This is a genomic window from Phaeodactylibacter sp. (assembly GCF_040219495.1).
Classification (GTDB): Bacteria; Bacteroidota; Bacteroidia; order Chitinophagales; family Saprospiraceae; genus Phaeodactylibacter.
In genome coordinates this window covers 16174-27547 of sequence record NZ_JAVJSK010000021.1, presented here as the reverse complement: position 1 = coordinate 27547, position 11374 = coordinate 16174, and the positions used below count along the sequence as shown (strand labels likewise).

9 protein-coding genes are annotated in these 11374 nt (G+C 50.7%); 1 reads left to right on the top strand and 8 read right to left on the bottom strand.

Features of this window, described 5'->3' with window-relative positions; genetic code table 11:
* Positions 1–399: 399 nt before the first annotated feature.
* From RIC19_RS03980 to RIC19_RS03945, 8 genes are all read right to left on the bottom strand, one after another.
* Positions 400–1812, bottom strand: coding sequence for a hypothetical protein (locus RIC19_RS03980; RefSeq protein ID WP_350176996.1), 1413 nt, complete (start codon positions 1810–1812; stop codon positions 400–402).
* Positions 1813–1815: 3 nt separating this feature from the next.
* On the bottom strand, positions 1816–3177 hold the full coding sequence (gene bamG, locus RIC19_RS03975; protein WP_350176995.1) for a BamG family beta-barrel-assembly machinery protein: 1362 nt from the start codon (positions 3175–3177) through the stop codon (positions 1816–1818).
* Positions 3158–3892 carry a type III pantothenate kinase gene (locus RIC19_RS03970; RefSeq protein ID WP_350176994.1) on the bottom strand — a complete coding sequence of 245 codons (735 nt, stop codon included), beginning with the start codon at positions 3890–3892 and terminating at the stop codon, positions 3158–3160. The genes bamG and RIC19_RS03970 overlap by 20 nt, the downstream gene beginning before the upstream one ends.
* Positions 3893–3898: 6 nt before the next feature.
* Positions 3899–5428, bottom strand: a complete 1530-nt coding sequence (gene purH / locus RIC19_RS03965; protein WP_350176993.1) for a bifunctional phosphoribosylaminoimidazolecarboxamide formyltransferase/IMP cyclohydrolase — start codon at positions 5426–5428, stop codon at positions 3899–3901.
* A 424-nt stretch (positions 5429–5852) separates the two neighbouring features.
* Positions 5853–6752, bottom strand: coding sequence for an aminotransferase class IV (locus RIC19_RS03960; RefSeq protein ID WP_350176992.1), 900 nt, complete (start codon positions 6750–6752; stop codon positions 5853–5855).
* A gap of 2 nt (positions 6753–6754) precedes the next feature.
* Positions 6755–8662, bottom strand: a complete 1908-nt coding sequence (locus RIC19_RS03955; RefSeq protein ID WP_350176991.1) for a tetratricopeptide repeat protein — start codon at positions 8660–8662, stop codon at positions 6755–6757.
* Positions 8663–8932: 270 nt separating this feature from the next.
* Positions 8933–9676, bottom strand: a complete 744-nt coding sequence (locus RIC19_RS03950) for a sulfotransferase-like domain-containing protein (protein ID WP_350176990.1) — start codon at positions 9674–9676, stop codon at positions 8933–8935.
* Positions 9677–9809: 133 nt separating this feature from the next.
* Entirely contained in the window at positions 9810–10148 is a 339-nt protein-coding gene (locus RIC19_RS03945) for a YegP family protein (protein ID WP_350176989.1), read from the bottom strand.
* Between the two features lie 437 nt (positions 10149–10585).
* Between RIC19_RS03945 and RIC19_RS03940 the strand changes: the two genes are divergently transcribed.
* Entirely contained in the window at positions 10586–11317 is a 732-nt protein-coding gene (locus RIC19_RS03940) for a hypothetical protein (RefSeq protein ID WP_350176988.1), read from the top strand.
* Positions 11318–11374 lie beyond the last annotated feature (57 nt).

Genomic DNA, 11374 nt, shown 5'->3' with positions numbered 1-11374 from the left:
CCTTTGGGCTGCTCTTGCCAAATTTCGTCCTGCTCTTCGTTGCTCTTCAGTCACTTAGCTAAGGCTATGCTCCCTCATCACGCCTCGATCAGAACAAAATTTGGCTACGTTCGTTCCAAAAGCAAAATCCCAACAAGCTCTAAGAAAATCACATAACTAATTTCCGGAAAGCCGGGTGCCTAAAGGGCGCCCGGCTTTTTTACTTAGCGGAGGCAACAGCACCATACAAAGAACAGGAAAGCGCTATCGCTGTATGAGCAAAGGCCCGGCACACTTGATAGCGTACCGGGCCATTTTTTACTCCTTTATGAGGCAGGAGCACTTCCCACAGCTAAGTATAACGTGCGACTTCTACGAAGTCTTTCATTGTACCGTGGGCGCTCCCTTCTGACACTTGGTTTAATCCTTAAAACGTACCGTCACTGTTTCGCCGATGCCGCAGCCTACGGTAACCTGCTGTCCGGCAGACACGTTACGCATAAAGCCTTCCTGCTTCTCCGGCATAGCAGCATAGTACTGGCTCAGGCGCTTGTCGGCGTCTTCAGCCACTTCACCATCAACAGACTTAGCGTAGCGGTATTTCTCCATAGCTGCGAGGATAGCGAGGCGGGAAGTCCAGTCATCACAGTTGCGGCCCATTTTGGCGTAGCAGTCGCCGACGAGCAGGTAAGGGCGGCCCCAGCCACTAGTCAGGCTTGCGGCTTTGCGAGCGGCAGAAAGAGCAGCACCTGTATTATTCTTCCGGTACAGCTGAATAGAAGCGATACTGTAGTAGATCTGCGCTTTGCCCTCATCGTCCATTTCCTGATCAGAAGAATTCAGGCACTCTTCATAGCGGGACAAAGCAGCACTGTAATCGCCCTCTTTCTGCAGCTGTGTGGCATCGTAGCAAGCGTTGCGCTCCCGGCGCGCAATTTCCAGCGAATCGTTGACCGCCTTAGCCAGTTGCTCATAGCTTGCTTTCATGTCCTGCATGAAGGTTTCTGTAGAGTCACAGCCCTGCTGACGCAGTTTAACGTATACGTATTTCACGACCTCGAGGTCATTGGGGCTCTCTTCATACTGTGGCATCAGCTTTTTCTTGAAATAGCCACAGTCAAACACATCGTCCTCCACTTCCTTAAACGCGTTGTCCATACGGGCTTTAGAGTCTTTGTAGTACTGCCCGTAGGTATCGTTGTTTTCCTGGTTGTACTCCGCAATTGCCTCCAGGGTGCTGTACATCTGCTGCGCTTCCGGCTGTTCGATTTTGCCCGACTTAAAGAAGTAAGCAAGAATCTGGCCCATTGGCTCAAGGAGGATATATTCTGCGTCATTGCCCCCCTTTTCCACGGCGGCTTTCAGCACATCATAGGTAGATTGGCGGAAGCCGTACTCCGGCATGTAGAACATATCAAAGCCTTTGCGGCCAAGCAGAAATGCTTCGTTTTCGTAGCATTCGATTTGCTGGTCGTACAAGCCCAGGATACGCTCAGCAATAGCCTTCTTTGCCTCTGCATCTGTTGTTTTTTTGTACTTCACTTTAAGCAGGTCGATGCCATCAGAGAAGTGAGAGGGGCGTTGTCCATCTGCTGCAGGTGCCAGCTTATAAGCTTTTTCCCAGTTTTCGTAAGCAATTTTGAACTCTGCATCAGACAGTGCCTCCAGATCAGCTACTGTTTTGCCCTTCACCACGCCACGGTAAAGTACGTGCGCATTTGATGCTTCTTCCTCAAAGGGTTTACCATTCCAAGTCTCGCACTGCGCCCCTACAGCGGTGGTAAAAAGCACAGAAAGCGAAAGGGCGATCAGTGAAATACGTAACTCTTTCATAGTTTAATTAAATTTTCGTTTGAAGAACCAAGTGTTATCATTTAATGTAAATCCAAGTGTCATATTGATGTAGGTCTCTTGCAGGGCATCCGTCAGGCCAAACTGCCCGGCTTCCAGGGTAAAGTTAACAAAGGATGTCCGTTGACGGGGTAAAATGATCGGAAAACCAAACCCCAGGCTGAGCCCGTAGTCCAGAAGCTGTTGTCCCTCAAAAGACCGTGGGTCAGTACCATAGAATGCACCAAAGCGATAGCGTACCCGCTCCCAGTAACTGTCGTACGACAGGTAGTCCGGGATGTATTCTCCGCCAAAGCGTACCTGCCAGATATCGGACAGGCTGGTATTCGATTGTGCATCATTGCGGTAGCCGCTCCACTGCTGAATGCCCATTTCCACACCGAGCCGTAATTTATTGACCCGTTCGTAAGTAACGCCTGCGGTGAAAGCAGCGGGCAGTTCTCCGGTGCCTTCCACTCCAGCCTCGCTGAACAACGTATCTACGGCAATAGGGAGTCCGAAATTAGGGTTATACCGGCGCCCAAAGCGGATGGATTCTGTATTGAATTCGTTGGCCGTGCTACCGTGCAGCCCAAAAATCAGGCGTTTGCCGGAAGGCTTAAGCTCTCCTTTGTCATCCAGCTTTTTGAAGTTATAGGTGTACTGCAGGCCCACCCGCCAAAATAAACCGGAGAGCGTAAACTCATCGAGAAACTCTGTCGTATAGCCCAGCGCCAGGCTGTCAAATTCTACCCGTCGGCTGTTTTCCAGGGTCCCCCAATTGTAGCCCAGGGTAAGCCCGCCGGAAAGCCCACCGTAGCGGACGCCGTTGCTCCAGCTCAGGCGATAGGTTTCACCGGTCCCCCTCAGGTAATTGATGCTCTGTCCGGCTCCGCTCGTTTGCTGGGTAGCCTCTACGTTGTAGCCTACGGTAGTGTATGGCTGAAGGATGAAGGACATGCCCAGTCCCAGTTTGGTATCTTTCCGGTCCAGCACTTCGTTGATCGGGTTGATCAGCGGGAACGCAAGCGCGAGGTAAGTCAGGTTGCCACTCCAAAGATTCTCCGATGACCCTTCCGCTGAAAGCTGACTGTAACGCGCATTAATACCTATCTCGAAAGCGGTGGCATCGAGGCGGGAAAGTGCCGCAGGGTTCAGCGGGTTGATGTGGTAAGGATCGTAATAGGCAGCGCTCAAACCACCCATGCCACCCTGAGCCGCCAGGTACTGCGGATTGAAATCCCCCAACCCAAAGCGCGAGTATGGAGAGTTGATTTTAGGGTTTGGGGTATTGTCTTGCCCCAGCACCACAAAGGCACTACCGCACAGGCAGGCCACTACAATAATTCTACTCCAGACGCTTGACATTATATTCCAAAATTTTATTTAGCCCCAGCAGGACCAAATGTTGGTTCACAAATATCTCGCTTTTAAGCTTATTCGCCAAAAATACGGCATCTCCTCCGGTAAGTAAGACCCGGATTGCCCCCAAATGGGCTACGGACCATTGCCGGTACCCTTCAATTTCGTGGCGGATGCCTTCCTGAGCGCCGTTGCGCATAGCGGTTTCGGTAGAACGCCCAATCAGGTCTGCCTCCTCTCTGCTCCCTACCTCAGGTAAGCGGGCCGTAAACCGGTGCATGGCTTGCAATCGCATCGACAAACCCGGCGCTATATTGCCGCCGAGGTAAGCGCCTGCCTTTGTCAGCCAGTCATAGGTGATACAGGTGCCTGCATCCACAATCAGACAGTGCTGCCCGGGGAAAAGCGCATAAGCCCCCACTACAGCGGCCAGGCGGTCTTTGCCCAACGTTTCGGGAGTCTCATACTGATTGCTGATAGGTATAGGAGTTGTAGGGTGTAGCTCAAAAAAGCGAAAATGGTGCTGTAGCGGCTCCTGCACCTCAGGGCGCACAGCGTCCGCTACGTTAGATAAGATGATATTTCGGGCGGCTTGGTTGGTTGCGTACTCAAAAAAATCGGGTTCGCTACCCTTCGGCCACTCCTGATGCCGAACCAAGGCACCGTCTCTAAAAACGGCGGCCTTAGTCCGCGTATTGCCTATGTCTATGGCTAAATTCAAACGGCCTTAGTGTTTGAAGTGGCGTATGCCCGTAAAAACCATTGACATGTCATTGGCATCGCAGTACTCGATGCTGTCTTTATCCTTTATGGAACCGCCCGGCTGCACAACCGAAGTAATACCTGCATTGTGGGCAATTTCCACGCTATCGGCAAAGGGGAAGAACGCATCAGAAGCCATGACCGCACCCTGCAGCTCAAAGCCAAAGTGCTTCGCTTTCGCAATCGCCTGCTTTAGTGCATCCACCCGGGAGGTCTGCCCGCAGCCCATGCCCAGCAACTGCTGCCCACGCGCCAGTACGATGGTATTCGACTTGAGGTGCTTGGCGCATTTCAGCGCAAAAATCAAGTCTTCCTTTTCGGTTGCCGTTGGCGCTTTCTTCGTTACCGTTTCCAGCTCGTCTGCCGTTTCCATCTTCAGGTCTGTGTCCTGCTCAATTACGCCATTGAGGAGGCTCTTGAAGCTGCGTTGGTGAGCATAGAAATCCTTAATACGCAGCAGGATGCGCTTTTTCTTTTTGGACAGGAACGCCTGTGCGTCCGGTGCAAACTCAGGTGCAATAAGGACTTCGTAGAAAATCTTGTCAATTTCCTGTGCCGTGGCCAGGTCTACCCTGGTATTTGCGATCAGAATACCGCCAAATGCGGAGACGTTATCGGCGGCCAGGGCGTCGGTCCAGGCTTGCAGCAGTGTGGGGCGTGTTGCCACACCGCAGGAATTCGTGTGCTTCAGGATCGCAAAGGTAGGCCCGGCACCCTGAAATTCGCGCATCAGCCCTACGGCAGCGTCAATATCAACGAGGTTATTGAAAGACAGGGCTTTGCCACCAAGGGTGTCAAACATGTCCTCGAGCTTACCGTAAAAAGTGCCGGACTGATGAGGGTTTTCGCCGTAACGCAGCGTCTGTGCCTCTTGTATGCTCTGCTTGAAAGCAGCCGTGGAGGACTCGCCCTGATTGAAGTAGTTGAAAATCGCTGTATCGTAGTGAGACGAAACGCCGAAGGAACGAAGGGCCAGGGCTTTGCGGTCGGCCAGTTCTGTTATCCCGTCCTTTTCTTTCAGCAGTTGCTCCAGCATGCCGTACTCTGCCCTGGAAGGCACCACCACCACGTCTTTATAGTTTTTGGCTGCCGCCCGGATCAGAGAAATACCGCCGATGTCAATTTTCTCAATGATGGCGGACTCATCGTCTGTATTCGCCACCGTCTCCTCAAACGGGTAGAGGTCCACAATTACCAGATCGATTTCCGGAATATCGTACTCCTGCAGTTGCGCCTGATGACTTGCTTCGCGCCGGGCCAGGATGCCGCCAAAAACTTTGGGGTGCAGCGTCTTCACCCGCCCATCGAGTATAGAGGGATAAGAAGTCAGGTCTTCCACCGCATTCACTTTTGCGCCGAGGGACTCCAGGAAGCGTTGTGTGCCCCCCGTGGAGTAGATTCGAACGCCCAAACGTTTAAGCTCTTCAACGATAGGCTCCAGGCCGTCTTTGTGGTAGACGGAAATGAGTGCAGATTGTATTTTCTTGCTTGACATGGCAGAGGTTTATTGAACAGGCTGCAAAGGTAGGGATTCAGCCCGAGATGGCAAAGGCGGAAAACAGGAGGCTCTTTGTACTCAGAAACCTGACATAAGCGCTTTTTTTGGTTGGTTTACGGCATGCGCTGCCCTTATCTTTGAAGTGTACGAAACAATAGACTTGATGCGTTAGAGATCATTGCAGCGTTAAAATGGCTTTTTCCTTACTACACTGACCTGACGCCTACAGTCTAATGAGCTATGAAAACGAACGCGCTTACTCAGACACAAGGTTAACAAGTAGTGCCCCTGCCTGAATTCAAGTGGGGGCACCCTTTCCCAAGAAATCAAAAGACTCTTCATACAAAGCAATCTTAGGTACGCCGGGGCAACTATGCCCCGGCTTTTTTTATGCCTTTAGAGCTCTTGTCGAGTAAAACACCTAAAACGGCAACGGCTCCCCACCCGACTGGGTCATGGCCCGGAAGTAGCCTTTGATTTGCTGCAGCAGGTCTTCTTCCATACGGTTGCGGATGGCCCGCCCGTCAATGGCAGCTACTCTGGTGAGCTCGCCCATGGTACCGGTGGTAAACACCTGATCAGCGGTATAAAACTCGGTCAGAGATAAGTTTTTCTCCACGATAGGGATATGCTGCTCCCGGCACAGATCGATCACATGCTGACGGGTAATGCCTGGCAGACAGCTATCGGCATGGGGGGTGTAAACAATGCCTTTGCGGATACAAAACACATTGACGCCATTCGCTTCGGAGACAAAACCATCCTTGTCGAGCATCAATCCGGCATCAGCACCGGCGTGGTTAGCTTCAATCTTAGCCAGGATGTTATTGATCAGGTTGTTGTGGTGGATCTTGGAATCCAGGGACATGGCCGAATTGCGGCGCACAGAGGAAGTGACAAGTGTAATCTCCGGCGGATAAACCGGGGGCTTCCACTCCGGTACGATAATCAGAGTGGGGCCAAACTGATTGAGGCGGGGGTCCATGCCCGAGGTGATTTTTTTGCCCCGGGTCAGGGTCAGGCGGATGTGGGTTTCGTCCCGCATACCATTAGCCTGTAGCGTTTTGAAAAGTGCCTGCCTGATCTCCTCACTGGAAGGCACCTCCTGAAAGGCCATCGCGTGGGCAGAGTTTTGCAGGCGCTCCAGGTGCTCATTGAGGGAGAAGATTCTTCCATCGTAAACCCGGAGCCCTTCCCAAACGGCATCACCGCCCTGTACCACACTATCGAAGACCGATATTTTGGCCTCCTCCCTGGGGTATAATTCTCCATCGATGTAAATCAGCAAGTTGTCATTGCGCAGATCATACTGTTGCAGCATTATTAAGCTTGTTTTGGTAAGTGCACCGTAAAGCGGGTCCCTTTACCTGGCTCTGAGGCCAGTTCAATTTTGCCTCGGTGGCGTGCCACAATTTTCTGGCAAATGGCCAGTCCCAGCCCGGTACCTTTGTACTTATTTTTCTCAAGCCGGTGAAAGATCTGAAAAACTTTAGATTTATAAGATTCATCAATACCAATTCCATTATCCTCTACCGTAACCTGATGCATATTGCCTGTGCTTTGATAATGAATCCAGACCTTCTTTTCAGGTTTGTCGTTAAACTTCAATGCATTGGCAATGAGGTTCTGAAAAAGTTGAGAAAGCAAGGCACGGTTGCCCATGACCACCGGCAAGTTATCTAAGTAGACTTCCGTTTTCCTTTCCACTACTTCGGTGTCTAATATTTCTAAAATATTTTTAATCAGCTGATTGAGATTTAGAGGCTCTTGGTCCAGCACCTCGGTGTTGCTGACGTGGGCGTAGGTCAGCAAGCCATCGAGCAACAAGCTCATATGTTCAGTACCTTTCACGATGAAGTCAATGTATTCCTGGCTTTGGGCATCAATGTGCTTAGGGAAACGCCGGGCAAGGAGGGTCGTAAAGGAGCCGATAGTGCGCAGTGGTTCCCGCAGATCGTGAGACACAACGTAAGCAAACTGCCGCAGTGCATCATTGGACTGCCGCAGATCCTCATTGTGAATGGCAAGTGCTTTATTGACACGTTCAATTTCTTCTGCTTTTTCTTTAACCTGCCGCTCTGTATGCTGAAGCCGGCGGTTTTTGGCACCTATGAAGTAAACGTATACGATAAGCAGTAGGACACTAATGGCAGAAATCCATATCAGCAAGCGATTACTACGCTGCTGTTTTAGCAACAAACCTGTTTTTTCCATTTGGGAACGATACTGCTCCTGCACATCGAAAAGGATCCGGGCTTGTTTGTCGCTAGTGATTTTTTCATCAACGTCTTCGTAATTGATGGCATAAAAGTAGGCACTATCGTACTGCTGCAGCGCAGCGAAGTTCTCACTTAGTTTTTTAAGCCCCATGGCTTCCAGATCCTTGGCGCCGATGCCCCGACTGATATCAACGGATTTATACAGAGAGTTGATAGCCGTCTGAAAATCTCCTTCCCGGGTTTTGACTTCAGCGATTTCCCTTAGGTTATCAGCCAGCTGATTTTGGTTTTCCTGCTTCCGGTTGATGACGGCGGCATCCTGAAAATAATCCAGTGCGGCACCCAGCTGATTCTTACTCAGCATAATCTGCCCCAGGTGCTCATAACAGAATGCTTCGGCATCAGGCTTACCAATACGCCGGGCCAACTCCAGTGCCTCTACCCCATACTGCTCCGCTTGCTTCAAGCGATTCTGCTTAGCTGCCACTTCAGCCAAGCTCACCAGGGAATAGACCCTCCCCTCATGGTCCTTCAGCTCCTGCCGCAAGTCCATAGAACGTTTATAATAACGAGTGGCTTCTTCTAAGTTATTTTGCCAGCTGTAAAGGTTCCCGATGTTATTGTAAGAGCGGGCCAGCCCCATTCTATCATTGATCTTTTCCCGGATTTCCAGCGCCTGAAAGAACGCTTTGGAGGCCTCAGCAACATTACCCTGATACCAGAAGATTGCACCTTCCACATGCAGGGCATCTGCTATTGCTTCTTGGTCATTAAGCTGCCTGGCGATTTCCAACGAGCTGTTGGCGTAGCTATGTGCCGTAGCGGGGCGGTCCGACTTATAATGCCAAGCCAGTTCTTTGAGCCAGTAAGCATAGTCTTTTCCGCCTTTAGCTTGCTCAAGGGAGTCTTGCAAAGCGTGCTCGGTTACTACATCAGACTGAGACTTCCCACTCAATGCCAGTAGCACTAAAAAGCCAATATGATAGACAATATGGAGTCGTTGCTTTTGCATATTTGAAGGCCACCGTTAGGGCGCGCTGGATTTCGGTTTTTCGGTAAGCTTTAATCAGGTTAAGTGATGGCTCTATTTTTGAACCAAGCTCCCCCAACAGACTACTGCCGCCTTCCTGCTTCCAGAGTCACCAAACGCCTTAATAAAGCGTATTTTCCTGGCTTCCAGGACAGCACCCATTCGAACTCGCTCTCAGTCAGACTATTGGAATCCCCGACAAGTTAAGGATTTTACGTCAAAAATCCACAAGCATATTTACCTGAAGCCGGGCTATGCCACATCAGCTTTGAGTGCTACCTCAAACAAAGTATGATAGTAAGGCGCACACTGTCTTGCGAGACCTTCTAGTGCAGGAGGCAGCTCATAAGTACGTTCCGTGTAGGGCTGAAACCCTGTGGAGGTGTGTACCCGGCCGTACCAGTGAGAGGCCCATACGCCATCTTCCGGACACGGCCCGGCTGGCCATTCCAGCATACTTTCGTCAAAGGCCAGCCCCAGGCATGTACACAGCTGCCGCAGCACACCGGGCGGGTTCAGTAAAAGCTGACGGGCATCGACAACCGCTCTGAGCGTACCCATGGCCTGCAGCTTTTGGAAAAGATAATACTGCTGTTCCACTCCAATGTCATCAATACCGGGATTGGGAATCACCTTAGCGTAGGAAGCGATGATCGCCCGGGGGTCCCGGATGAGCATAATATTATCCATGTGCTGCAAAAAGGACTCGTCCATAGCCACCAAGTGGTGCGTCATTTGCTTAAAGAAAACGACCGGTGCTTCGTAAGCCCCCATGAGCACTTTGCGTACCACCTCATCGCCCTCATTGAGCTGGCTTTCGAGGATATCCGAAGCGCCGGGGTGCACTGCTTCTGTTTGCCCGTGGGTCAGGTAGTGGGCGTAAAGCGGTTCATCCACCACCGTCGTGTCATTTCTTTGCCGGAAGGCGTACATCAGAGCGGTGCTGATATTGCGGGGGCTGGACCATGCATTAATACGTTGAACGGGAGCAGGCATATTTTGTCGTATCTGGTGATGCGCTAAAATAAAGAGTAGGTTCGAAAGTGGCTTAGCGACGAGCACACTACAAGAAAAGCTTCTGCAAACGTATGCCGCAGAAGCTTTTCCTTGTGGCCGGTCAACCTTTTTACTAACCCTCTACAGAGAGGTCTTCTATGGTTGCTTCCGGGGCATTGGTTTTAACGGACTCAACGCCCTTTTCCATACCGGACTTTGCAGCGTACATCTGGCTGCTGCCAATAATTTGCTTATTCATAGCGAGCAGGTTGAAGTGGAACTTACCGTTTGCCGCCTCTTTGCGATCAAAGCAGTCGTCGTTTGTCGCGTTTTTCTTAACACTTTCGATGCCATTTTTGACACCTGATTTGTTCGAATAGCCCTGGCTGGAAAGAATAATCTGCCCGTTTTTGGCTTTAAGGCGGAAGTAATACTTCTCGTTATTCTCACTCTGAAAAATCTCGAATTTCATAGAGGTCTTTGGTTTAGTAATGTTTCTAATAAGATGAATTTAGCTTTTTTGGTTGGGGATTGCTCTAAAATAGACGCTGTTTTTTGACGAGGTCACTGTTTTACGCGCTATAAGATCGTGTTGGGGCTTTAGTAATCGGTCTGTCCTGGTGCACCGGGACACTTTTTTGCTTATACTTCGCCCCGAAAATCCTTCCCGGAAACTGCGGGACAGGCTATCTAGCTAAGGCTAAACTCCGGTTTTCGGTTCTTGTCTAAACAAAAAATTGTTAGTTTTCGACCAGAAGACCAAAATCCCAACATGGTCTAAAATTATCCCTTTTTTGGGTTTACAACAAATTTTCATAGCAATTTACCTTTACATTACGGTAATTCAAAGGTTTGCAGCCAACTGTTTTTTCGTGCCTGGTGTTTCGGCAATTAGAACAACCGGTATACATGATGCTAAGAATCTTCCTCCTTTGCAGTTTGCTCTTTGCCAGTGCCTCTTCGCTGAGGGCACAGGATGGCGAAGCGGAGCGCTATCCTTTTTACATACAGATTGGCGGCCACTTTGCAGTCCTGAACCCCGTAGAAGGCTTTCGGGAAGCACTCGATAAGAATGGTATCGGCGGAGGGGGGCAAGTGCTTTTCCAAATCGGCCCGGGCCGGCCGGTTTTTGCCGGGCTCGACTTCAGCGTGGTGCGCTTTGATGAAGAAGTGGTCAGCTTTACCACTACGCAGAATGGCTTTGCGGAAAACTATGAACTGCGTACCCGTTCCAACATGCTGCTTGGGCATGTTCTCCTCAGGTTCAAGCCTTTTACCGGCTTTTTCCTGCAACCGTACGCAGATGGGCTCCTCGGGCTACGGCGCCCCTACACCCGCACGAAATATGTGCAGTTGTTTGATGAAGGAGAAGAAGAACTGATCGAAGCCTATCCTGAACTCAATGACAACACCTTCAGTGCCGGGCTTGGTGCGGGCGTGCAGGCCCGGTTGAGCGCCCGGCCGGATATACTGCTCGATGCCCGTTGTACCTACGTGATGGGAGGCAGCGCCCGCTACCTTGTCCGAATGGATGACCCGCCTGCCGTTTTTGATGACCCCATAGAGGTGTTCGAGGAGCGTATTACCCCTACGACTGCCCTGCAGTTCCAGATTGGCATCACCTTACAGTTGGGGTTGTAGACCGCCCGGTGATCTGCATTACTGAATACATGGAGCATATCCTCTTATATTTGCAAA

Coding starts and splice junctions, on each gene's coding strand:
- RIC19_RS03980 (WP_350176996.1), bottom strand. CDS start 1,812: ATGAAAGAGTTACGTATTTCACTGATCGCCCTTTCGCTTTCTGTGCTT.
- bamG (WP_350176995.1), bottom strand. CDS start 3,177: ATGTCAAGCGTCTGGAGTAGAATTATTGTAGTGGCCTGCCTGTGCGGT.
- purH (WP_350176993.1), bottom strand. CDS start 5,428: ATGTCAAGCAAGAAAATACAATCTGCACTCATTTCCGTCTACCACAAA.
- RIC19_RS03960 (WP_350176992.1), bottom strand. CDS start 6,752: ATGCTGCAACAGTATGATCTGCGCAATGACAACTTGCTGATTTACATC.
- RIC19_RS03955 (WP_350176991.1), bottom strand. CDS start 8,662: ATGCAAAAGCAACGACTCCATATTGTCTATCATATTGGCTTTTTAGTG.
- RIC19_RS03950 (WP_350176990.1), bottom strand. CDS start 9,676: ATGCCTGCTCCCGTTCAACGTATTAATGCATGGTCCAGCCCCCGCAAT.
- RIC19_RS03945 (WP_350176989.1), bottom strand. CDS start 10,148: ATGAAATTCGAGATTTTTCAGAGTGAGAATAACGAGAAGTATTACTTC.
- RIC19_RS03940 (WP_350176988.1), top strand. CDS start 10,586: ATGATGCTAAGAATCTTCCTCCTTTGCAGTTTGCTCTTTGCCAGTGCC.